Annotated in this window: 22 protein-coding genes; 8 read left to right on the top strand and 14 right to left on the bottom strand. The window is 48.8% G+C overall.

Translation table 11 applies throughout. The annotated features are described in order from the left end of the window. Window positions 1–88 precede the first annotated feature (88 nt). Window positions 89–781 (top strand): M23 family metallopeptidase, encoded by a 693-nt coding sequence (locus J4G07_14325; protein ID MCE2415172.1) that lies wholly within the window; start codon window positions 89–91, stop codon window positions 779–781. A 37-nt stretch (window positions 782–818) separates the two neighbouring features. Then, on the top strand, window positions 819–2,180 hold the full coding sequence (locus J4G07_14320; GenBank protein ID MCE2415171.1) for an extracellular solute-binding protein: 1,362 nt from the start codon (window positions 819–821) through the stop codon (window positions 2,178–2,180). A gap of 147 nt (window positions 2,181–2,327) precedes the next feature. Here the strand turns inward: J4G07_14320 and J4G07_14315 are convergent, their stop codons facing one another. The 8 genes from J4G07_14315 to J4G07_14280 form a co-directional block, all read right to left on the bottom strand. Continuing rightward, on the bottom strand, window positions 2,328–3,413 hold the full coding sequence (locus J4G07_14315; protein ID MCE2415170.1) for a hypothetical protein: 1,086 nt from the start codon (window positions 3,411–3,413) through the stop codon (window positions 2,328–2,330). Further along, window positions 3,410–6,370: a cell division protein FtsZ gene (gene ftsZ / locus J4G07_14310; GenBank protein MCE2415169.1), complete on the bottom strand. Its 2,961-nt coding sequence runs from the start codon at window positions 6,368–6,370 to the stop codon at window positions 3,410–3,412. The genes J4G07_14315 and ftsZ overlap by 4 nt, the downstream gene beginning before the upstream one ends. A 112-nt stretch (window positions 6,371–6,482) precedes the next feature. Beyond that, on the bottom strand, window positions 6,483–7,598 hold the full coding sequence (locus tag J4G07_14305) for a sugar ABC transporter permease (GenBank protein MCE2415168.1): 1,116 nt from the start codon (window positions 7,596–7,598) through the stop codon (window positions 6,483–6,485). Window positions 7,599–7,608: 10 nt separating this feature from the next. Further along, window positions 7,609–8,433, bottom strand: a complete 825-nt coding sequence (locus J4G07_14300) for a hypothetical protein (protein ID MCE2415167.1) — start codon at window positions 8,431–8,433, stop codon at window positions 7,609–7,611. 36 nt (window positions 8,434–8,469) lie between these two features. Continuing rightward, window positions 8,470–9,231 carry a TatD family hydrolase gene (locus J4G07_14295; GenBank protein MCE2415166.1) on the bottom strand — a complete coding sequence of 254 codons (762 nt, stop codon included), beginning with the start codon at window positions 9,229–9,231 and terminating at the stop codon, window positions 8,470–8,472. A 73-nt stretch (window positions 9,232–9,304) separates the two neighbouring features. Further along, window positions 9,305–10,015, bottom strand: coding sequence for an SDR family oxidoreductase (locus J4G07_14290; protein ID MCE2415165.1), 711 nt, complete (start codon window positions 10,013–10,015; stop codon window positions 9,305–9,307). Between the two features lie 350 nt (window positions 10,016–10,365). Continuing rightward, a complete protein-coding gene (locus tag J4G07_14285) occupies window positions 10,366–11,451 on the bottom strand; it encodes a mandelate racemase/muconate lactonizing enzyme family protein (protein ID MCE2415164.1) in 1,086 nt (361 codons plus the stop codon). Window positions 11,452–11,461: 10 nt separating this feature from the next. Then, window positions 11,462–12,334, bottom strand: a complete 873-nt coding sequence (locus J4G07_14280; protein ID MCE2415163.1) for a sugar phosphate isomerase/epimerase — start codon at window positions 12,332–12,334, stop codon at window positions 11,462–11,464. 322 nt (window positions 12,335–12,656) lie between these two features. Between J4G07_14280 and J4G07_14275 the strand changes: the two genes are divergently transcribed. The 6 genes from J4G07_14275 to J4G07_14250 all read left to right on the top strand — a co-directional run bounded on the left by J4G07_14275 (window position 12,657) and on the right by J4G07_14250 (window position 20,402). Beyond that, window positions 12,657–15,824 carry a hypothetical protein gene (locus J4G07_14275; GenBank protein ID MCE2415162.1) on the top strand — a complete coding sequence of 1,056 codons (3,168 nt, stop codon included), beginning with the start codon at window positions 12,657–12,659 and terminating at the stop codon, window positions 15,822–15,824. Between the two features lie 115 nt (window positions 15,825–15,939). Beyond that, window positions 15,940–16,800, top strand: a complete 861-nt coding sequence (locus tag J4G07_14270) for a hypothetical protein (protein ID MCE2415161.1) — start codon at window positions 15,940–15,942, stop codon at window positions 16,798–16,800. A 55-nt stretch (window positions 16,801–16,855) separates the two neighbouring features. After that, on the top strand, window positions 16,856–18,280 hold the full coding sequence (locus tag J4G07_14265; GenBank protein MCE2415160.1) for a Glu/Leu/Phe/Val dehydrogenase: 1,425 nt from the start codon (window positions 16,856–16,858) through the stop codon (window positions 18,278–18,280). Between the two features lie 18 nt (window positions 18,281–18,298). After that, on the top strand, window positions 18,299–19,051 hold the full coding sequence (locus J4G07_14260; GenBank protein MCE2415159.1) for a pyridoxine 5'-phosphate synthase: 753 nt from the start codon (window positions 18,299–18,301) through the stop codon (window positions 19,049–19,051). Continuing rightward, complete coding sequence (locus J4G07_14255; protein ID MCE2415158.1) at window positions 19,048–19,689, top strand: HAD-IB family hydrolase; 642 nt, start codon at window positions 19,048–19,050, stop codon at window positions 19,687–19,689. The genes J4G07_14260 and J4G07_14255 overlap by 4 nt, the downstream gene beginning before the upstream one ends. Next, on the top strand, window positions 19,686–20,402 hold the full coding sequence (locus tag J4G07_14250; protein ID MCE2415157.1) for an rRNA pseudouridine synthase: 717 nt from the start codon (window positions 19,686–19,688) through the stop codon (window positions 20,400–20,402). The genes J4G07_14255 and J4G07_14250 overlap by 4 nt, the downstream gene beginning before the upstream one ends. A gap of 47 nt (window positions 20,403–20,449) precedes the next feature. On the opposite strand, the gene J4G07_14245 is transcribed toward J4G07_14250, so the two are convergent. The 6 genes from J4G07_14245 to mnmE form a co-directional block, all read right to left on the bottom strand. Further along, window positions 20,450–21,106, bottom strand: a complete 657-nt coding sequence (locus J4G07_14245; GenBank protein MCE2415156.1) for a tetratricopeptide repeat protein — start codon at window positions 21,104–21,106, stop codon at window positions 20,450–20,452. A gap of 81 nt (window positions 21,107–21,187) precedes the next feature. Further along, a complete protein-coding gene (locus J4G07_14240; GenBank protein MCE2415155.1) occupies window positions 21,188–21,364 on the bottom strand; it encodes a hypothetical protein in 177 nt (58 codons plus the stop codon). 84 nt (window positions 21,365–21,448) lie between these two features. Next, window positions 21,449–21,925, bottom strand: a complete 477-nt coding sequence (locus tag J4G07_14235; GenBank protein MCE2415154.1) for a transposase — start codon at window positions 21,923–21,925, stop codon at window positions 21,449–21,451. Between the two features lie 158 nt (window positions 21,926–22,083). Continuing rightward, entirely contained in the window at window positions 22,084–22,446 is a 363-nt protein-coding gene (locus tag J4G07_14230; protein MCE2415153.1) for a hypothetical protein, read from the bottom strand. 552 nt (window positions 22,447–22,998) lie between these two features. Then, entirely contained in the window at window positions 22,999–23,199 is a 201-nt protein-coding gene (locus J4G07_14225) for a hypothetical protein (GenBank protein MCE2415152.1), read from the bottom strand. A gap of 96 nt (window positions 23,200–23,295) precedes the next feature. After that, window positions 23,296–24,679: tRNA uridine-5-carboxymethylaminomethyl(34) synthesis GTPase MnmE (gene mnmE, locus J4G07_14220; GenBank protein MCE2415151.1), on the bottom strand; the 1,384-nt coding region annotated here is incomplete at its 5' end.

Raw genomic sequence — 24,679 nt, 5'->3', positions numbered from 1 at the left:
AAAACTACAGACAAGTCTGGAAAATTTTGAGCAATTATCGCAGGCAAAACTTCAGGTCGACTTGGAGCTCGCTGGTGTCAATGAAGAGATGAAAGATATCCGCCAGATGGCGGAAAAGATTCAGCAGGCTTTAGGGATCCTCGGGCAAGGCGGCGGAGGTAGTAGTGTCCCTTGGGTGGACGAAGGGAGTGAAGGGTCAGTCAATGCTCAACAGGAAAACTCAGATAATACACACGAAAAAACGGACTCGCTAACCCCCAGCATCCTGAAGCATGAAATTCTACCTCTCTATAACTACGTGAGCGAACATCAAAAACATCTCGACGGACATCCTTCGATTTTACCCGTGAAACTTCAACAGGAAAACGGAGAGAAATACGGTTATTGGTATTCTTCTGGTTTTGGGTGGCGCACCCATCCACTAACGAAGAGACGTGAATTTCACCAAGGGTTGGATATTAAAACCCGATCCGGAGTTCCCGTTATCGCTGCTGCCGATGGAACAGTTGCGAAGATTGAAAGGGGCACCTATTTAGGAAAGACGATTGAGATTAACCATGAGGGAAACAGGCTCAAAACGTTATACGCACATTTGAAAGATTACGCAGATGGTCTGAAAGTCGGACAAAAAGTGACGCGCGATCAGATTATCGGCTATGTCGGAAATACCGGTCGTAGCACGGGGGCACACCTACACTATGCGGTTTATGAGATAGAAAAAAAGAGGTGGGTGAATCCGATTCCATATATTTTAGATCAGCAACCAACATTTTCACCATAATTGCATGTATTTAAGTATTACTAAGGAGAACGAAAATATGCCCTATTTAAAACCCATTGGACGTTGCAGTATACATATTGTGGCGTGGGGGATTATATTATGTCTTTTGGCACTACCCGCTGTCCTGTTCGCACAAGACGAACTTATCATTATCTCGCCACATCCGGAGGGTATTGAGACGGAATTTGGAAACAATTTCGAGAAATGGTATGAAGAACAAACCGGTAGAACAGTCAAAACCGACTGGCGAGATGTAGGTGGCACCTCTTCCAACTATCGGTTCATCGAATCGGAGTTTAAGCGCGTGCCAGACGGCATCAGTGTCGATATTTTCTTTGGTGGTGGCACTGACAACTATCTCCGTCTTTCAAACAACGGTTGGTTGAATGCCTACAAACTACCTGAGCCACAACTTGCGCAGATGACGCAATCGTTTCAAGGTATCCCGCTCTATGACGCCGAATATCAGTGGTACGGCGCGGCGTTATCGAGTTTCGGCATCATGCATAATGAGGAGCTGCGCGAAATGCTGCGTCTCCCAAAAGTCAAGACATGGGCGGATTTGGGTGATATCGCACTTCTGGGTAAAATTGGCGCAGCCGACCTAAGAGAGAGCGGCTCAGCACACATGGTGTATGAGATTATCCTGCAAACGCTCGGATGGGACGAAGGGTTCGCACTCCTGACCAAACTTGGTGGGAATGTTCGCGGTTTCTCCGCGGGTGCCAACGCAATTCCGACAGATGTCGTTGCAGGACAAGTCATTTATGGACTCGCAATTGATTTTTACGCGTACGGCCAAATTGCTATTGTCGGCGCGGACAAAATTCAATATATTGTTCCAGCCGATGGCGCGGTGGTTACTGCCGATCCTATTGCCATCCTCAAAGGGGCACCGAATCTACCTGTCGCACAAAAGTTTCTTGAGTTTGTTTTATCGGAAGACGCACAGAAACTCTGGATGCTCCGCGACACCGATTCAGAGGGACCCAAATGGAAGGGTGGTTTGAACCGCGCGAGTGTACTATCAGGACTGTATGACAAATTAGGCGAGCGATGTATCGTCCCGAACCCATTTGCGATGGAGGGGACTCCCTTCCAATACAACTCAGAAAAAGGTAGTAAACGATGGGATCTCCTCAACGAGCTTTTCGGTGTCCTAATTATTAATTCGCATAAGGATCTCGTCAACGCATGGAAGGCGATCCGGAAGTGTAAGGACCCGGCGAAACGGGACGCAGCGATTGCGGTTTTAACGAAGATGCCAATCACCGAAGAAGAAGCGATAGAGTTGGCAGGTGGGGCATGGAAAGATCCAACTGTCCGCAATGAAAAAATCAAGGAATGGGGACAATTTGCTAAGGAGAAATACAAAGAGGCACGGAATTTGGCAAGATAATCTTAAGCAAGTTTAAGTATTAATGCTCAAGTTCTGAATCCGAAATTGGATTGGAAAGTTGGAAGGTTGGAAGATAACGAACATAGTGATTCTTCCAATCTTCCTATGCTTCCGCCCTTCCTCAAAACCTAATATTGCTTATAGAAGTCAAGACTCATTTGCGGCAAGCGGAGGCGGATTGATTTCCACATCTAAGAAGTCAGAGAGTTTTTCACACGCCTCTCGATAGTAGGCAATTTTTGCTGAATCGTCTGCCTCGCCGGTCATCACCGCCGCCATAAATTCGTGTGGATAGTGCGTTTTCAGGTATGCCATGCGATACGCTAACATCGAGTAAGCAACTGCATGCGACTTGTTAAAGGCACAACGTGCAGAAGGTTCAAGCGACTCGAATACCTTTTCAGTCTCTTCCTTATCAAAACCTTTTTTTACTGCCCCCTCAACGAATTTTTCGCGCTGTGCCGCGAGCAACCCCTCGTTTTCCCCGCCCATTTTTCTGCTTATTGCGTGGCGGAGTATGTCCCCTTCAGCGAGCGTGAAGCCAGCTATGTCGTGAGCAATTTGCATTACCTGTTCCTGATAAAGGCAGACACCGTAGGTGCTTTTGAGTATGCTCTCAAGTGCGGGGTGTATATATTCCACGGGCTGCAGCCCATTTTTCCGGTCCATGTACCGCTGCATATCGCCATTCTCTATCGGCCCCGGACGATAAAGGGCAATAATTGTAGAAAACTCCTCAAAGTTGTCGGGTTTGAGTTCCGTGACAACCTGAAGCATACCGGGAGAGGTCTCCAACTGGAATAAACCAGCGATGTGTCCGTTGCTAACCAAAGAATAGGTTTTCCTATCGTCAAAAGGAATCTTTTCGAGTGTAATCTTGACACCATGGTTTGCCTCAATCATCTGAAGACAGTCATGCGTCTCGCTGAGGCTCCGTAAACCGAGGGAATCAAATTTGACGATACCGACATCTTCGACGGTTTTCCCTTCAAACTGTGTCGCGACTTGGTCATGTCTATCCTTGAAGAGTGGGACGTAATTTGTCAACCGACCATCTGAGACGACAATTGCGGAGGTATGGCAGGAGACGTGCCGTTTCATACCTTCCACCGATCTGCTAATCTCAATCAATTCTCTATTTTCGGGGAGTTCAGCAAGTGCCTGAAATTCGGGGACCTGTTCCAAGGCTTCATCAAGCGTGATATACGGAAGAGACGGAATGAGTTCTGTCAACTTTTCAGACCGACATCCTTGATAGCGGTTTTCGCACCCAAAGTGGTAAAGGTAGCGACTTTACTGACGGAATCCACTCCGTATTTCTTCGCGAGATACGCAATTACATGTTCTCGTGCACGATCAGCGAAATCTATATCAATATCTGGAACACTGAGACGTTCAAGGTTCAAAAATCGTTCAAACAGACACCCGTGATCCATTGGATTAAAACTAATCACACCGAGTGCGTATAACACCAGACTCCCGGCGGCAGAACCACGAGCGGAAAGTGGATACCCTTGTTTGTGGGCGTAGTTGACATAATCCGCCACAATCAGAAAATAGTTGGCGTGGTTCCCTTGTCTGATGATATCCAGTTCGTAATCGACGCGTTGTCGGATGGGTTCGGAGAGTTGACCGTACCTTTCACGTAAGCCCTGATAGCACAATTTCTTCAGATAACTGTCGTGTGTATGCCCTTCGGGGACCTCGTATTTGGGCATCAGATTCTGTTGATAGTCGAGTTCGAGGTTGCACCGACTCGCAATTGCAAGTGTATTGCTGATAGCCTCTGGCGGGTAATCCTTCAGTGCCTCTCGCATCTCCTCAACACTTTTGAAGTAGAAGTGGTTATCATAGCGGAGCCGCTGCCGGTCGTTGACAGTTTTCTGCGTCTGGATACAGAGGCGAATGTCGTGCATCCCGTGATCCGATTTGCGGAGGTAATGGCAATCGTTTGTGCCGACGATAGGGAGATTGAACTCGTTTGCCAACTGTGTCATCACTGGATACGCTTTAATCTCCTCGTCGATGTAGTGGTTTTGCAGCTCGACATAGAGATTACCTTTCCCCATTATCTCCATCAACGTTTTGAAGTTCTGGATCGCCTCGTCTCGCCGATTCGCGCAAAGGAGTTGTGGCACCTGTCCTTGAATACATCCCGTTAGCGCGACAATTCCGTCGCGGTGTTCGCGTAAGATTTCCATGTCGATGCGTGGTTTGCGATTGAAGCCCTCTGTGTATCCGAGGGATACCAATTCCAAAAGATTTCGGTAGCCGGTTGCATCCTCTGCCAGCAGCGTGAGGTGATAGGGATCCCCGTGTTCTTGTCCAAGTGTCTTCCGACTACCGTGTGCGACATACACCTCACAACCGATGATAGGGTTGACTCCCGCCTCTGTCGCCTTGCTGTACAACTCCCATGCGCCGAACATGTTTCCGTGATCGGTGAGTGCGACAGCAGGGACACTATTCTCAACCGCCCAATCCACCATATCTGGAATACGGCAGGCACCATCGAGCATGCTATACTCACTGTGGTTGTGCAGATGAACAAATTCGGACGCAGTTGTAGATGAGACGCGAGTGCCGCCTCCAGGAGAGCCTCCACGCTGCTGGGTGGACGGTGCAACAGCAGATTCGCTTTGTGGCTCAACCCCAGCTGCAAGGAGTGTAACATCAACCGTGCCTTCAGGTTCAGGATCGTCGTCCTTGTAGACCAGTCCAAAGATAATCTGTGCGTCGAATGCTTCGTCTTGGAGCACCTTCATCGCCGTATCCAATTCATTCATCATAAAGTCCTGCGGGGCACTAATATTAACAATCAGCCCAGTTGCGTTCCCGATGCTTTTCCCGTCCAGCAGCGGTGAAGTGATGGCGGTTTCCATTGCGATGCTTGCCCTGTTTTCACCGGATGCTTGCCCTATGCCCATCAACACCGTGCCAGCGTCCTTCATAATGCTCTCTATATCGGCGAAATCAACGTTAACCCCCCCTGACTCGACAATAATAGCGGCGACGCTTTTAATGCCGAGTAACACGGTTTCATCGCTCATGCGGAACGTTTCACGCGTCGAGGGTTCTGTGTCCACAGTATCAAGAAGCCGCTGATTCGGGACTACGATAACTGCATCGGTGTTCTCTCGGAGTTCATGGAGTCCCAGTTGTGCGTATTCGGCGCGGCGTTGTCCCTCGGAATCAAGTGGAAGCGTCACAACACCTATCGTTAAAGCACCGTGATCTCGGGCGACGGATGCGATCAGCGGAGCGGCACCTGTCCCTGTTCCACCCCCCATGCCTGCAGTAACGAAAACCATGCGAGCGTCCGCGACAATGGCGTTGAGCGATTCTAAATTTTCTTCAGCTGCCGCTCTGCCGATTTCAGGTTTTGCATCCGCACCAAGTCCTTGCGTAGTTTCAGCACCAATTTGCACCTGTGTCGCTTCACCGCATGTGCGGAGTGCCGCCACATCTGTATTAACAGCGTAAAATTCAACGCCTTTGAAATCGGAGGCAATCATCTGTTTGACAACATTGCCACCTGCGTCGCCGACACCAAAAACTTTAGGTTTGTCACGTGTCGGTTTGGATACTTCTGTTTCATGTGCCATAGTTCTTCCCCTCTTAACTTCTTCAACGCCAAATTCCTCGCGCAGGCGTGCCCGGATTTGGCTGAGTCTTGTCTTGACGGTGCCAACCGCCAAACCCAACTCGGTCGCAATTTCTTTCATCGTCCACATCTCTAAGTAGTAGAGCACCGCGATCGCCCGAACCCGCTCTGGTAGGTCGTGTACTGCTTCGGTTACAGCGGCGCGAAGTTCCATTTCTCGAAACCGGGCAAGCACATCTCGATCAATCGTTTCAGCGAGTTGCTCTGCGCTCTGCAGGATCTCACCCCTTGTGTGCGAGCTGGCAGTGTAGTACCTTCGACAGGTGGTGTAGGCTATCTTCCGGAGCCAAGCACCGAAACTGCTGACTTCGCGTAAACCGCTGATGTTTTCCCAGACGGCTATCCAAATGTCTTGGAAAATCTCTTCAGCATCGCGGATCTGACGGGAATTCAAAACAACGAGTTGCCAAATTCTCGGACTGTGACGTGCTGCGAGTTGGGCAAACGCCTCCTCATCTCCATCTTGCACGAGTTGGATGAGCTCACCATCTGTCAGGTCTGTGTACGTTGATGAATCGTATTGCATAGATAAATTCCCAATTAGATTTAGTTATAAAGAGGGGAATTTTTGGGGAAAAGGTTTAAAAATTTTTCTGTGGATAGCGAAATTTTGTGGATGATGCTGGTTGTGGAACTTTTTACCGTCGCCGGGATGCCATATCGAATCCCACGGCTGCGACAAGCACAATCCCTTTAATTATGTCTTGCCACGAGGCATCCATGTTCGCCATGCTCATCCCGTTATTGAGGCTTTCCATGACGAACGCGCCTAAAATTGCACCGAAGATGCTCCCGCGTCCACCCATTAAACTGGCACCCCCGATAACACACGCAGCGATGGCATCCAATTCCAGCAACCGTCCCGCTTCTGGACTGGCACTCCCGACACGTGCTGTCATAACCACCCCAGCGATCGCCATTAACGCACCCATCGTTGCAAACACCCGCAACGTAATCCCGCGGACGTTAATTCCGGAGAGGTATGCCGCTTCGGCGTTTCCACCGACTGCATATACATAACGTCCAAAACGGGTGTGGTTGGCGATAAAGTGGAATACGAAGGCTAAACCGAATAGTATGCAGACTGGAAAGGGAATCCCCTTGTGAGTATTCATTACGGAGATAAACGCTACGATGAGTGCGGATGTTCCGACTACCTTCAATAGAAGAACTCTTAAGGATGTTTGCTCAGTACCGTACTGTAGTTGGGCGGTTCGCTGTCGGTAAAAGCGGTATCCGTTGATACCCAATCCAACGATCATGAGTCCCCACCCAAGTGTTGATGAGAGATAGGCGTTCCCGATCGCTTTGAGCCAATTGTCCGGAAGTAGGATGGTCTCGCCTCTGGTGAAGGCTAACATCAAACCGCGATACGCCAAAAATCCGCCTAATGTGACGATAAACGCTGGGATTCGCTGATACGCCACGAGGTAACCCTGCATCAACCCCATCAGAATCCCGATGCAAATGACGGCGATGAGTGTCAAGAGGATCGGTTGCCCCCACCAAACGTGTATAATCGCAGCAATGGCACCGAGCAATCCAGCCCCGTAACCGACAGAAAGATCAATATTCGCAGAAACGATGACTAAAGTCATGCCAACAGCGAGAATGGCTGTGACCGCGGCTTGGCGAGAGAGGTTGGATAGGTTTCGAGTACTAAGAAAGGTGCCGCCAGTCAGCAATGTGAAAATCACCCAAACACAGACGAGGGCAAGCACCATCGCGTACATGCGGAGATTTAGACGCTTCATAGGTCAGGAATCACTCCTGTTTGGGTGGAAGCCGAATCCATGTTTCAAGGGCGGCGGCCTCCTCAAAAAACGATCGGATGAGGGCAAATTCGTCCGGAGTCGAGATAGCACAGCGTAGCAACCCTTCCCGAGAACCGTAAACTTCCAGATGCTTAACCCAGACTTTACGAAGTACTTCTGTATCCAATGCAGCCATGCCAGTCGGCACCGCACCCATCTTCATTACTTTAAGCGCATCGGAAGTAGACATTTTTGATGGATACGTATCCATTAACGGATCAATCAGGTGTATCTTTATGAATGTCTCGATCTCCTCTGATTCGTAGGCAACGTCCGGTTCGTTCACGATCAGTTCACAGAATTGGAAATAGAAGTTCATAGAGATTTGGATTTGCTCATCTGTTGCCTCTGGCGGCAGAATCTCTTTAAACGTAAATAGGAGGGTCAATTTCTGTTCGGTGGTGGGAACAGCGGCAAGATAGGTCGGATAATCTTTATGAGCCGCGCCGATCTGCTCTTCCAGATAAGTCAAATACGGTTGACTCGACAAAACCGTATCCAAACCAGCCTTTTCTTCAAGAAGTTGCGTTAAGAGTTCTCCCTGGCTTTCCGTTAAAGGTTTTTCCGCAGATTCTATCAAGAACGCCTCCCGCTCCTTAAGTTGTGTCACCATACCCTTCATGAATCCTGCCATTTCAAAGGGAGCCTTTACCGCACTTATGGCACCACAACCGAGAAGCGTCGTCAGTGGAAGACAACAAAGGAATACGCAAAGGGTAGGAATCTGTTTGCGTAATTTGTGCTTTGCAATCAATAACCAGTTATTTCGTTTCATGGTAATTTTCCCAGAAGCGAAAACTATAGTTTCGCGCTAACATCTAAAGAGTTTTTGGAAATTCTTTGTCGTTGTTTCGCCGATTGTTTCTATAGAGGTGCCGCGAAACTCTGCAATCTTTTCTGCTACGGCATGGACATAAGCAGGTTCGTTCCGCTTTCCGCGTCGAAATTGCGGGGTCAGCCACGGGCAATCGGTTTCTATGAGCAGTTTATCTGATGGCACTTCTTGTGCGACTGCTTGGACATCTTTGGCATTCGGATACGTTACAATCCCTCCGATACCGATGTGAAAACCGATAGCGAGACTTCTGTGCATTAATTCGACATCGCCGGTAAAGCAGTGCAACACGCCTCGGATTCTTCCCTGGCGTGCTTCTAAAATAGGGAGGATGTCCATATAGGCATCGCGATTGTGGATGACAATCGGCATCTGTAATTCTTCGGCAAGGTCTAACTGTTTTTCAAACGCCTCTTTTTGCACGGGACGCGGCGATAGGTTGCGGTAATAGTCTAATCCCATTTCGCCGAGTGCGATTACCTTCGGATGTGCGGCGAGTTCGTGAAAAGTCTTTAGGGCATCGGGGGTCAGATCCTTTGCGTCATGCGGATGCATCCCAACGGTGGCATAGATACGCGTGTGTTGCTCCGCCAACTCCACAGCACCGAGGCTGGTTTCCATGTCAAACCCTATGACAAGAATATGGGAGACTGAGGCTTCATGAGCGCGTTTTAGCACTGCGTCACGATCACGATTAAATTGGGAGAGTTGGATGTGTGCGTGCGAGTCAATAAGCATTTCTGTCCATAATCCGGGTAGGGTCTTTCACCTAACCGCACCGGATTTGAGCGGGAGGCAAAAACTCAAAAATTCACATCAAGGGCGTTCGGATGACGGTTTCAAGCGTGTGCGCGCGAGGGGGCTGTGTCACCAGAAATAGGATGAGATCCGCGACATCTTCTGGAAGTGTAAGATGCTCAATCACATCGTCCGGATGGTTATCGCGGCGCATCTTGGTATCCACAGGACCCGGACAGACAACCGATGCTTTTACACCGTGTGACCTCCCTTCGTTGTTCGTTGTCTCGGTGAAACCGACAACAGCGAATTTAGAGGCGCAATACGCACCGCCGTTGACGTGTCCAAATTTACCGGAGACCGAGGAGACATTGACAATGTGTCCGTATTTCTGCTCACACATGTGGCTGAAAACGGCTTGTGTGCCGAGGAACACGCCCTTGAGATTGACTGCCATTGTCAGGTCCCAATCTTCTTCTCGGATCTTCGGAATTGGGTTGTGGATTGCGATACCTGCGTTATTGACAAGGATGTCCACCTTACCGAAGGTGTCAAGCGTTTGGGCAACCATGGCATCAACATCCGTTTTCAGTTGGATATCGGTTTTGATGGCGAGTGCCTGTCTGCCGAGCTGCGTCACCTCTTCGGCGACAGCGGTTATCTCAGTATCTGTCCGTGCAGCGAGCACAATGTCTGCGCCTTCTTTGGCAAACGCCAAGGCAGTCGAACGACCGATCCCGCGCCCGCCGCCTGTAATAATAGCGATACGGTTTTCAAGTTTCATATTTTTAATTATTCGCAAAGCGTTAAATTAGGTGATTGGTTTTTCAACGGGTTCTACTTATATCCGCCTGCGCCGGTGTTGCAGGCTACTGTCTTCGGCTAAGAATTGATAAATTCTAATCATATTTTAATTATTCGCAAAGCGTTAAATTAGGTGATCGGTTTCTCAACGGGTTCTACTCATATCTGCCTGCGCCGGTGTTGCAGGCTGCTATCTTCGGGCGCAGAATTAAAGGTAAAGCCAAACCGTAAGCCCGTAACGGAGTGGAGGGCGGATAGGAGAAAAGCACGTTAAATAGGAAACTCACTCCATTACTCCGCAAGGTAACATTAAAAATCCGCAAGGTAACATTAAAATATTTGATAAGGTGCGAGTTTCTCTTTATTGAACAGAATGCCGTGTCCCGGACGATCAGGCGGTGAAAAATGTCCGTTCCTGAGTGTCAAGGTATCATCAAGAACCGGGTCAAGCGAAGGGATATATTCAACAAAAAGCGAATGCGGCACAGCAGCAGAGAGATGAACGTGCAAATCCATTAAAAAGTGAGGTGAGACGGAAAGACCGAAGCATTCCGCCATATGTGCAACTTTCATCCATTCAGAGATACCACCGACGCGAACAGCGTCAGCTTGTAGGATATCCGCCGCACCTTGTGCGATGTATTCCTTAAAGACGTATTTATTATAAATCGTCTCACCAACAGCGATCGGGATAGTGGTTTTCTCGCGGAGTGTCACATGACTGGCCACATCGTCTGCCTCGATCGGTTCCTCAAACCAGAAAAGGTCTGCTTCCTCGACACGACACGCGAGTTGAATGGCTTCGCGGGCGTTCCACTTCATGTTGGCATCAATCATGAGATAGGGTTCCTGACCGATTGCCTTTCTGACAGCGAAGATGCGTGCGACATCTTCATAGAGACTGTCTCGCCCGACCTTAATCTTGATACCTTTGAAGCCTTGCTCTACAAATTCCACGGATTGCTTAACGAGTTCCTCCTCGGAAAGGTGTAGCCAGCCACCATCTGTATTGTAAACGGGGACAGCGGATCTTGCCCCACCGAGGAGTTGGTAGAGCGGCACTCCTGCACGCTTTGCCATGAGATCCCAGAGGGCGATGTCTACCGCTGCCATACCTAAACCGACGATACCACCTCTGCCAACCCAGTGTGTCTCCATCCACATCCGATTCCAAATCCTGTCGATGTTGGAAGCATCCTCTTCAAGGAGAATAGGCGTGAGGTAAGCATCCATCGTCTGCTTAATCGCTTCCCCGCCCTTACCGATAGTGTAAGAGAATCCGGTGCCTACAACGCCATCTGCGTCTTCAATCTCGATGAAGGGAAATTCCATAGAGACGAAAGTTTGAATGGCATCAACGCGTTCAACTTCAGGTGGGATGTCGTAAAGAGCTGTGCGAACTGTTTTAATTCTCATTAGATTTCGCCTATTGCTTCAAGTTCTCAATCATCGCCAGTAAGTTTTCGATACAGATGCGTGAGGCTTCCTCACCGGCTTCAGAGAATGCGTGCCCTGCTGGACGGTTGAGGATGGCTTCATCAATTTTAAGTGAAGGTCGCCAATGCGTTTCAAGGGTAAGATGCCCTTCGTAGCCGTCGTCGATGAGGGCTTGCAGCTGCCCTTGCCAGTCAATGATACCATCGCCAACGGGAACGGATTCGATTTCACCGGTATCGGGGTTCGGACCCGCGTCTTTGAGGTGTGCGTGGATCATTGTCGATTTCATGCGGTTGTAGGCATCGGGATACGGGGTTTCGCCCCCCTTTGCGTGTGCTTCATTCGCAGGATCCCAGATACCGCGGATATTTGGAGCATCAATCTGCTCAATAAATTTCGCCGTGAGTTTAGCGGTTCGGAGCGAGGTGGTGGATTCGTTTTCCATGCCAAGGACGATCCCTTCACCGTCTATCATTTTGCGCGGCTCATCGTAGGAGGCGATAATTTCATCCCATCGCTCCTCGGTTTCACCGGTGTCCCAGAAAACGAAAGTGCGGATGAGATTGGCATCAAACGCCTTTGCGGTCTGGATGGACCCTTTGAGTATATCGAGATGTTCTTTGCGTTCTGCGGTATTGTCCATATCGCATTTAAAGAACGGAGATGCGACCCCAATAATTTCGATGTCCGTGCCGTCAAGCAAGCGTTTCATCTCGTCGATGTCGGTGTCGGTGAGTTCGTGCGGGAGTTTGTCCCAGACAGAGCGAATTTCGATGGAGTGTAGGTTGAATTCTTTTACAAAATTGACAACGGTGGCGAAGTCTTGCGAAACTTCGTCGTTAATAACGCCGAGTTTAAACATAGGTGTGTCTCCTTTGAAATACAAAACGAATTGTCTGGCATAATAGTAGCATAGACAGGTGTTAATAGCAAGCAGGATTTTAGGTAGTAGTCAACTATCGGCAGTCAGCAATCAGCAATCGGCGGTCAGCAAGAGGGTGTCATTAAACGAAAACCTCTTTACTGATTGCCGATCGCCTCTTCGCCGATAGCGAATATTGTCGGGAATCGGAATTCCCTCCTACAGGAGAACTGAATGCCCTAATGTTTGGAGAATTGGGTTGCAATGCGGGCAAAAAATGTGCTAAAATAAGATTAATCGTAGCGTGGCATAGGAGGAGAAAATGATGAACCATATAGATTTGTCGCTCCCACAACGTCAGAGAGAAGAAATTCCTCGGATTTTATCCAATGCTGCCGATAGAGCCAGTAGCGTAGATAGCGAATCTATACTCCGAAGTCTCCAAGAACTCACCACTGACGACGCAGACATCCAAGCATGCTTTGCGGACCTCGTCATCCCCTTGTTGAAAGCCTCTATAGACTCACCCAACCCTGAAGCCGCTTTAAATCGTTTTTCGCGCTTTGCAGAGGCCTCGTTTAATCGCAAATCGCTCTATGATCTGCTGCGAGATGCCCCGCATTTCATACGTCCTGTCATCTTAACTTTCGGTGCGTCCACCTATTTGTCTGAGATTCTAATTCGCACGCCTGAATATTTCTATGACATCATTGACCCGAATGTGATGGAGACACAGAAGACTTCCGAGGTAATGTATCAGGAGCTTGAACAATCTATCTCACGGTTCGCTTCGGTAGAACAGAAACTCCGTATCTTGCGTCGATATAAACGACGGGAAACGCTCCGTATCGGACTGCGCGATCTGCTGAAGGTGGCAGATGTCGAAACAACGACGTTAGAGTTAAGCAATTTGGCTGAAGCCGCACTGCAACACGGCTACGAGATCGGGCGTGACCAGATTATGAAACCGAAGTTCGGGACACCCCTCAATGAAGAAGGCACCGCGCCGTGTCGTTTCGCTATCATCGGGATGGGAAAATTAGGTGGCTATGAACTCAATTTCAGCTCCGACATTGACCTTATCTTCGTGTATTCAGATGATGCGCGGACCGATATGGGAAATGATAACAGCGAGTACTTCTCACGCTTCTGTGAATTTATCATCAAGGCGATGAGTGAGATAACCCCAGAGGGTTATGTGTTTCGTGTTGACATCCGCTTGCGCCCGGAAAGTAGCGCAGGTGTTATCATACGTTCGATGGAGAGTTACGAAAGTTACTATGAAGGGTGGGGCGACCTGTGGGAACGTCAAGCTTTAATTAAAGCGCGTCCTGTCGCTGGTGATATGGCTTTTGGCGACGAGTTCATTCGCATGATTCAGCCGTTTGTCTATCAACGTTACTTAGATGGCGTAACGCTTACCGAGATTAAGGCAGACATCCGACGCACTAAAGCGAGAATAGAGGAGCGACTCGTCAATGAGGGTGCGAATCTTGAGAAACACGTAAAACTCGGTCCGGGTGCTATTCGTGATATTGAATTCACCGTTCAGTGTCTTCAGATGATTCACGGTGCCAAGCGAAAATCATTGTGTTCGCACAATACCTTAGAAGTGCTTGCGGCGTTAAAAGAGAGCACACTCCTCAGCGCGGAGGATGCGGACGCGCTTATGGCGGCCTACAGGTTTTTACGCACTGTTGAGAACTGCATCCAAATTGAGGCGGATCAGCAGCGTTACCTCATTCCAGAGAAAGAAACGGAGGAACGGGAACTCGCCCGGCGTCTGGGGTATCAGCACACGACAGAAACGGATGCCTTGGAAGTGTTTCGAGAAGACTACCACGCTCACACCGAACAGGTGCGCACCATTTTTAAGAAGATCACTGCGACTTCGATCCAGTCCGAAGATGGACTTGACATCGCCATCCTACTCTCCGAAGAGGATCCGCAACAATTAGAAAATTTCTTGAGCACGTTCCGCTTTGAAAACGTCCGAAATGCACAGCGTCTCTTAAGGCAACTCGCAAACGGCGGGGATGGTATTCAATTCTCACCAAATGTGCGGCGCACCTTCTTTAAACTCGCGCCGACGCTCCTAAACGTTCTGCGTGACGCCCCGAATCCGGACATGGCACTTCGTTACCTCTCGGCATTTACAGATAAAGTGGGTGCGCGAAGCAGCTACTACACGATGTTCGCTGAAAAACCTTCAACACTTGAAGCCCTGACTCGTGTCTGTGGCTCAAGTTTATATCTCGCAGACATGCTCATCGCGAGTCCTGAACTCTTTGATTTACTGACGGTCCCGACGCTGATAGAACGCTCCAAGACGCTTGCTGAGAAACAAACGGAGGCGTTGGAGGTGGTGGCGCAGGCATCTGAAGGCAGAATGCTGCCTCTGCTGCGGCGGTATAAGAATGACGAGATTTGGCGTATCGCATTGCGGAACATTCTCGGGAATGCGACATTACCGGATACAACGCAAGAACTCTCCGATTTAGCTGAAGCCACCTTACAGGCGATTTATCCAGAAATTGAGGCGGAACTCTGCGAGGCACACGGCACGCCACTCGCTTCCGATGGAACACCGGTAACGTTCGCGATCATTGCGATGGGTAAATTTGGCGGACGTGAATTGAACTTCAGCTCAGACTTAGACGTTATGTACGTCTATTCAGCAGAGGGTGAGACGACAAAAGGTATGCCGAATGTGGAATACTTCTCAGCGATCGGTTTGGAGTTAGTAAACCGACTTGCTGGAAACGGTGTGAGTATCTATGAGGTAGATCTGCGGCTCCGTCCGCACGGGAAAGGCGGTGCGATTGCGCTGCCGTTGGCAGGATACCAGAACTATTACGATAACACCGCAGAGGTATGGGAACGTCAGGCGTTGACACGTGCACGTGTCGTCGCGGGAGACATAGAACACCTCGGAAACCGATTTTTGGAAATCGCCCACGCCTTCTGTTATGCGGATGCCCTGACCTCTGAGGAAATCGCCGAGATTGTGCATACGCGCCAACGAAAAGAAGCACAAGCAACTCGAAGGACCTCCACCCGGCGGAGAAGGGGCGGCAAAGCCCAGACATCCGTAGTTAACGTCAAGTCAGGATACGGCGGACTTGTGGATATAGAATTTGTTGTTCAAACGCTTCAATTGGTACACGGCGGTGGAGAAACTTCTGTGCGTGTGCAAAACACACCCCTCGCGATTGAAAGATTGCACAAAATTGGAGTGCTGACAGAGGGACAGCGCGATGGATTAACGGAGGCGTATCAATTCCTGAGGCGTGTTGAAAATGCCTTACGGATTGTCCATGACCGAGCATTGGATGCCCTTCCTAAAAATCGTGCGGAACTCGGACAGTTAGCACGCCGTCTCGGATACACGGGAGATAATGATAAACCCGCTGCAGAAGCGTTTTTACAGGATTACGGAAAATGGACAGAGACGACCCGTGCGCTTTTCAATGAGATTCTTGTCAAATGAACGTTATTCACCCAATACGGCTCACCGAACCGCAAGGAACAATTAAAATCCTTGAGAAATCGCGATGAACTTGCTAAAATAGATGTCAATTCATTTTGGAGTAGGGAGAAAATCTATGGTTTTTGGACAAGGCACACATCAATATACTGTGCAAGAGAATTGGTGGACACTTCCAGAGGGTTGGGAATTTGGTTGGGTTCCGGCTGTTGCTGTCGATTCACAGGACCGCATCTATGTTTACAGTCGCAGCGAACATCCGATGGTCATCTTCGATCGGGATGGCAACTTCCTTGATTCATGGGGCGATGACATTCTCAAGGACGCTCACGGGATTTTCATTGATGCCGACGATAATATCTATTGCACGGAACGTGACACGCACGTTATGCGGAAGTTCACTACGGACGGCGAGCTCCTGATGACGCTCGGCACACCAGATGTCCCCGGCGCGGAAGGCGAACCCTTCAATAAGCCGACGGATTTGGCAATCGGACCCGATGGTGAAATGTATATCACCGACGGTTACGGCAACGCCCGCGTCCACAAATACTCACCTAATGGTGAACTAATTAAATCGTGGGGACAACCCGGCACAGGTCCGAGTGAGTTCGATCTCCCGCATTGTGTGAGAGTTGACCCACGCAATAGACTCATGGTCGCCGATAGAGAAAACAATCGTATCCAGTTCTTTACCCTTGATGGTGAGTACATTGAAGAATGGGGAGATCTGGCACATCCAGACACAATCTATATTGGCGAGGACGAACTCGTCTATATCGCTGAGCTGGATCAACGTATTACAATTATGACGCTGGATGGCGAGGTTGTGTCTCGATGGGGTAGTGAACGCGGCAGTAGCGTCCCCGGTGAATTTATGGCATGTCCACACGGTATCTGGTTGGATTCGCACGGCGATATCTATGTCGGCGAAGTTCAAGCGGATGCACGTCTTCAAAAGTTCATCCGGCAACGGTAGGATAAAAGGGCGAGGCCTCTGTGCCTCGCCCGTTACTACATTCAGGTTGAGCATTATGGAAACCGAAAGTTTCTCGTTTTTCCAGAAAGTGAATCAGGATTTTGACAAGGCTGCCCGATTCACTGACTATCCGCGTGGGCTTTTAGAGCAGATAAAGATATGTAATAGCTCCTGCCATTTCACGTTTCCAATAAAACGGGACGACCGGACTATTCAAACCATCCACGGCTGGCGAGCAGAGCATAGCCATCACATCCTCCCAACGAAAGGTGGCATCCGATACAGCACGCTCGTCAACGAAGACGAGATAATGGCACTTGCGGCGTTGATGACCTACAAGTGCGCGATTGTTGACGTGCCGTTCGGGGGTGCTAAGGGTGGCATTCAACTGGATAGACGCGAATATTCCGAAAGCGAATTGGAACGCATTACTCGCCGGTATACTTATGAACTCATCCAGAAAAACTACATTGGACCCGGGATAGACGTCCCGGCACCTGATTTCGGGACCAGCGAAACCGAAATGACATGGATTCTGGATACGTATATCACAATGGCACCTGACAAACTTAATGCTATTGCGTGTGTAACAGGCAAACCGATCGAACAAAACGGGATTCATGGGCGGAAAGGTGCTACTGGACGCGGTGTCGTCTTCGGTTTAGAAGAGGCATGCAGTTTCGCGGAGGATATGAAACCGCTTGGGCTATCCCCCGGTTTACACGGAAAAAGCGTCATTGTCCAAGGGTTTGGTAATGTCGGTTACCATGCGGCTAAGTTTCTGATGGAGGCGGATGCACGCGTCATCGGAATTATTGAGCGGAATGGTGGTATCTATGACCCACGGGGATTTGATGTCGAACAAGTCGCCATGCATCGTGCGGAAACCGGATCAATTCGCGGGTATCCGAGTGCTGAACGCATTGAGAATCCGAGCGATGGTTTGGAATTAGCGTGTGATATTCTCATTCCGGCTGCGCTTGAAAATCAACTCACAGTAGAAAACGCACCCCGAATCAAAGCCGCTATTATCGCCGAAGCTGCAAATGGACCCACAACACCCGCTGCTGATGAAATTTTCCAAAAACGGGGGATTCTAATTATACCGGACACTTTTCTCAACGCCGGTGGTGTCACAGTCTCTTACTTCGAGTGGCTTCGGAATTTGTCGCATGTCCAATTCGGGCGGCTCGGTAAACGGTTTGAGGACCAAAGCCAACACGCGATGCGCCGTGCTGTTGAAAAGGCAACAGGCTATACATTTTCAGACGATGAACGTGCGTTAATACATGGCGCCGATGAGGAAGATTTGGTGAACTCTGGACTTCAGGACACAATGATAAATGCCTATCAGGAGATACGTGAAACCCGTATGCAACACAAAACCAACGAAAACGACATGGACTATCGGACGGCGGCATTTATCAATGCCATCCATAAAATTGCGAAATCCTATATGCAACTGGGGATTTTTCCGTAAAAGGCTGATGGAGAAAAAATGATAGCATTAAGTGTGAATGTAAATAAAATCGCAACATTACGAAACTCTCGAGGTGGTGATATTCCGGATATTCTCACCGCTGTTGATACCTGCGTCGCCGCTGGTGCGCAAGGTATTACTGTGCATCCGCGCGAGGATCAGCGCCATATCACCCCTGCAGATGTACAGAACATCGCTGAACGGTTAAAAGAAATCAATACGCAAGAGCCATCCAACATTGAATACAATATTGAAGGCGACCCGAGACCCGACCTCATTAATATGGTGCTACGCATAAAACCGACACAATGCACGCTCGTTCCGGTTGTCGCAGGTGAAATAACAAGCCACACCGTCTGGGATATCCGCAAAGATGGAGATACGTTGAAACCGATCATCAAAGCGTTGAAAAATGCGGATATCCGTGTGAGTCTATTTAGTGGAACCGATGCGCAACAGATAGCAAGGACACGTGACATCGGGGCGGATCGAATCGAACTTTATACCGCACCTTATGCAATGGCAGAAACAAAAACAGAGATCGAACACGAGTTCGCGTTGCTTGAAAATGCGGCAGTAAAAGCAGTGGATTTAGGGCTGGGTGTCAACGCTGGGCACGATCTGAATCTTGAAAACCTACCTTTGATGCAGAAATTACCGGGACTCCTTGAAGTCTCCATCGGACACCATCTCATGGCGGATGCGCTCTATATCGGGATGGAAGCCGCTGTTAAAGCCTATCGACGCGCATTAGGGCAACAGACGACATGACAGCATCTAAAACATGCGCTATCTTCGACTTAGATGGCACGCTCATCCGCCTCTCCTCAGAGCAGGTCTTTCTGACGTATCTGCTGAACCACGGTGAGATTCCCCTACCGAACTTACTTGCATGGACATCCAATTTTTTGAGGGTTAAGTCCTTACCCGTGGCGAAATCTAACAAAATCTATCTCCGCGGTTTAGAAGAAAACCACATCCATGAGATTGCACGCCGCTGTTTTGTCGAGAGGCTGCGTGCGAGCATCGCGCCTCACATTTCCGAATTGATCCATGCTCATCGTGCCGAAGGGCGAACAGTTATTCTTATGTCAGGTTCGTTGTCGTTCCTCGTTGAGTCGTTTCATGAGCATTTTCAAACCGATATGATGGTCGCTCACGAATTGGAAGTGGTCGATGGAAAGTTCACGGGACAACGTATCGGGCTTCACCCTTTTGCAGAAAACAAAGCGAAACTTGCCCAACACATCGCAACTGAACACGAATTTGACCTGAGTGGTTCCTACGCATACGGAAATCATCACACAGATGCCTACAAGCTGGAATTGTTTGGACATCCAGTTGCTGTCAACCCGGACCGAAAGTTGCGGCAAATTGCAACGGAAAAGGGTTGGGACATAGAAAAATGATGCGACTTGAAAAGTATATTGCTACCTCAGGCATCGCCTCGCGGCGGTCGGTGAAAAAGAGCATCCACGCCGGTTTCGTCACTGTCAACGGCGAACCTGTTTTGGTGCCGGGACACCCGATTGAAGTTGGAATCGATACTGTCGAATTTGAAGGGAAACAGGTTGAACCGTTAGCAGAACATACCTATCTGATGCTGAATAAACCCACAGGCTGTCTAACGACGCGCCGCGATGAACGCGGGCGCCCTACTGTCATGGAACTTGTCGCGGATCTACCCGATACCATCTATCCTGTTGGACGCTTGGACTTGGAAACCGAGGGGCTCCTTCTCTTCACAAACGATGGAGACTTTGCATATCGGTTGCTACATCCGAGCCATGAAGTAGAGAAAACTTATCTTGTGTGGGTGAAGGGTGTACCGAGGGACGACGCTGTTCAACGGTTGCGTCAGGGCGTTACGATTCCGAGTGGACGAACGGCACCGGCGAAAGTCAAGCGTTTAAGAGTCAGCAAAGATGGTGAGACAGCGAAATTTGAGGTCGTGATTCACGAGGGAAAGAAACGGCAGGTCCGTTTAATGTTTAAAGCCATGGGGCATCCGGTAATCCGTTTGAAGCGGGTCCGAATTGGTAATTTGCGGTTAGGAAACCTGCCATCTGGACAGTATCGACTTCTAACGCCAGATGAGATCTCTGAGTTGATGGTGGTGTAGGTACGGTTAGAAACCGAACCTACCGGGGAAGTGCGTAAGTCCTATTGTTAGTTGGAACTCGCCAAATCTTTGACCCGTTCCAGCATCACCTCGGCGTTCTGCCTTATGTTCTCGTCCTTGGCATGGCGGGATAACTTCTCAAGCACGGCAATCGCATCTTCAAAGTTCCCTTTGATGGCGTATGTCACGCCGAGGTAGTATTGAGCGGGTTCATGTGCCTTGCTTTTCGGGTACGTGTCTATGACGGTTTTGAAGTGGGAGACAGCCTTTTCAAAGTGGGTCTCGGCTTCTTCGGTATTTGCAAGCATAGCCGCTTCAACGAGCGCGCCGTAAGCGAGTCCCAATTGGTTATGCAGGTCGGGGATGAGCTTCGTGCGATTTTTCGGATCATGCGCAAACGCTTTCTCACTGAACGAGACCCCTTTATCAAGCTGGTTCCGTTCGAGATAGGTGAGCGCGACTTGCGCGTTGAGTTTGGCATCGTCTGGCTTCTTCTTGAGTTCGTCGAGTTTCTTTGAAAAGACTTCCTCTTTTGCCAAAGCATCCTGCATAATCGGTGAAAACTGTTCCGGTGTGAGAAATCCTGAAGCCTTTTGGATGAGACCCCCATCGGAACTGACAAACAGGACTGCTGGATAAGCAGCGACACCGTACCGATTCCGCGTCTCTTCATTGAGCGGATAATTCTTATCTTCAGGATTCACTTTGACGGAAACAAACTTTTCAGAGAGTTCGATAATCTGTGCATCCGTAAACGTTTCGGCATCCAGCCGCTTACAGAACCCTCACCAATCGGTATAGAAGTCCATCATCATCGGTTTGCCGGTCTCAGCGGCTTTTGTTATGCTGTCCTCAAGCGTTTTTTCCCATTTAATTTCCTCGCTCGCGATGAGTGCGGGGACTGTGCCGACCATCAGGAGTAGGACGCCGAGCGATATGCGGCGACAAACAGTATTAAACATTAATTTTCTCCTTTTTTCGTTATTGAACCCTCTCCAGTCTAAAGACTGGAGATTCCTTTTGTTCCTCGTGGGAACATTCTCCGCTCAAGCGGAGCAACATCGGACTTCTAAGCGAATACCGACGGGCGATGCCATAGTCGCCGCTACTGGGACACCTAAGTATCCAAGATACTTTTGTCTTATATTGATTGCGCCTACACCATCGCGATGATATGTAAAACCACATTTACAGGTGTAGTTACGATTCGTAGGCTTCTTTCTATTGCCACAATGCGGACAAGTCTGCGAAGTGTAAGACTCATCAATCACTTCCACTTTGATACCTAAAGTCCTGGCTTTGTAGGTGATGAGTTGTGTGATTTTACCAAATGCCCACTGGTGTAACTTTTGATTCGCACGCTTGCCATAGTTGATATTTTCACGAACGCCAGTTAAATCGCCAAGCACAATGGTGCCAATACTACGCGATTCACACAACTTTACAAACTTTGTAGTGTGTTTGTGTAAGCCGTCCATTATCTGGTTATCAATCTTTTTGATGCGTTTCCATTTGCGTTTCACCAGATGCCACCAGCGTTGAGAATGACGTTCACACCTATCTATTTTCTTGCCAAATGACGCGATCACCTTATTCCTCAACCGGTATAGACTTCTAATATACCGCCCATTAAAGATGTTAGTAATCACACCATCATGACTCACTATAGGATGTATCTCGCCTATATCAACTCCTGCAATACCTTCCGATTAAAATGTAGGCAATACTGACCCTTATCGTAAACCAACTCAACAAGTGCTATATGTGATTCAGCGTATTTTATATCAAACTCTTTTGGAAGACTAACCACTAAAGGCTTGTTACCTCTACCATTAGAGAGACTTAACTTTTTACCAAAAAGATCGTTTCTAAATCTAATAGCTTGTTTTTTCCAAGTTGTAGTCTGGAACGCTTTATCTCTATATGGTGGTTTTGCTCTTTTATCACCGTTTTTACGAAGTTCACGGAATGCTTTACGATTCTTGAAAAACCGCCAACGCACATGTTGTATACTCTGTGAATGCAGAGGTTGTGATTTACTCAACCGCTTATCCATCCACAACTCGCACTCATAGTCAAGCCTGCCACCCGTCCTGTAACCATGAGCATAGTCCCAAGAGTTTTTAAGCTTAAACACTCACCCCATACAGATGCTGAGGAAACATTTAATTGTTCCAATTGTTCTGAATACGGTATCTTTAGCTACCCGATTCCATTCGGTTGGTGGTAGAGACTGCCCTGTGCAGAGCAGATGGAATTCTCTACCAGCAATGCACTTAAATCGTATCACACAAACAAATTTCAGTCAACTTAATTTTGACATTTTCTACATCTCCAGCCTAAAGACTGGAGTTTTGAAAATGAAGAGTATGATAAATGAGGCAGGACTTACGCAAAATCAAAGAATTCAGTCTATTATAGCGCAATCGGTGCGGTTAGGAAACCGCACCTACCGGGGAAGCCAGGGCTATTTAGTTTTCCGCAAGGAAGGTCGAAAGTCCCCTGATAAGGGGGATTTAGGGGGTTTCTTTGGACAAAAAACCGAGAACTGAATGACCCTGCCGGGGAAGTGCGTAAGTCCTATAAGGTGTTTGCGCTACTGTTGCGTTGGGGTCTCTTCTTCGCTTTGCTCAAGTGCAGCTGCGCTGGTTGTTTTGCTCGTCAGCGTTGTTCGACACTTGAAACAGGTAATAATTATTCTGACGAGCTCTTTCTGCCTGCCAATGTAGGATTGCTTCTGTTCAGTTTGAACGTGCCTTTTGCAGCGAGGACACCACTGTTGTTTTGCTCCTAACATGATCCTCTCCTTTGTGATGTTGTATCCAGAATCAATACTTTCTGCTCGTCCGTAGGAAATAGACACACCTAATTACGATAAAAGTTCTAATTTTGTTTACTTTCCGACGCAGAACTGAGAGAAGATTCTATCCAAAATATCTTCAGTTGTCGTCTTACCGACGATGTCTCCGAGACCATCCAAACCGATCCGCAGATCGACAGCGACAAGATCAGGAGGCATACCATTTTCGAGACTCTCTATCGCATAATTGAGTCCCTCGTTCGCGCGTCGGAGCGCTTCCTGGTGGCGAGCGTTTGTTACAATCGGCGATTCACCGACGACTAATTCACCTCCAAGCAATTCCTCAGAGATTGTAGACTTTAGGGCATCAAGCCCTTTGCCATCAGGAATCGCTGTCTCGACAATCCGTTTTTTAGGACAGTGCACAAGCAATGTCGTTGGCGGTGTCACAACTCGTAGATCCACCTTGTTGAGAATAAGAATTGCCTTGGCTGATTGCGCTGTTTGCAAGAGTTCCAGATCTGCGGCGTTCAGCGGTTGCGAAGCATCAAACATCAACAGTAATAACTCCGCCCTGTCAATCACCGCTTTGCTTCGCTCAACACCTTGTTGCTCTACAATATCATCTGTCTGTCGAATCCCAGCAGTATCAATAAGTTTCAAGGGGATGCCGTTGACATTAATCGTTTCCTCAATTGTATCGCGTGTTGTGCCGGGTATATCTGTAACGATTGCGCGTGTCGCACCAACGAGCGCATTGAGCAGACTTGATTTCCCGACGTTCGGTTTCCCGAGTATAGCGACATTGACTCCTTCGGTGATAATTCTACCATCGTCGGCGGTGTTGAGCAGTGCCGTTAAGTCGTTTTGAACAGCACGCGCCGCTCCAAGTTGCGTTTCCACCTTCATGAAATCCAAATCTTCCTCGGGGAAGTCGATGGAAGCTTCAATTTCTGCGAGCAAGTCAGCGAGTTGGTCGCTGAGAGAATTTACAGTATCAGAGAGTTTTCCAGCGAGTGCGTCTATAGCGATCTTTCGGCTGAGATCCGTTTTTGAGGCGATAAGTTCGGCGACGGCTTCCGCTTGTGCTAAATCCAGTCTTCCATTGAGGAAAGCACGTTTTGTAAATTCACCGGGTTCAGCGACTCGTGCCCCGCTCTTCACCACCAGGTCCAACACTGCCGTGAGCGTCACGATTCCGCCGTGGCAGTTAAATTCGACGCTGTCTTCACCGGTATATGTGTTCGGTGCGTGCATGACACCGAGTAACACTTCGTCGATGACCTCATCGGACGCGTTCGTATCTATAACATGTCCATAAGTGAGTGTATGCGTTGACAATTCTGTAGGAGACACACCGCGCGGTGATCGGAACAATTCAGCAGCAATCGGTAGGGCAAGGTCCCCACTCACTCGGACGATGCCGATGCCGGCTTCGCCGCGTGCTGTTGCGATGGCTGCGATCGTATCGTGGAAA

The sequence above is a fragment of the Candidatus Poribacteria bacterium genome (genome assembly GCA_021295715.1).
In the GTDB taxonomy this organism is placed as follows: Bacteria; Poribacteria; WGA-4E; order WGA-4E; family WGA-3G; genus WGA-3G.
This window is presented reverse-complemented; position numbering and strand designations above follow the sequence as displayed.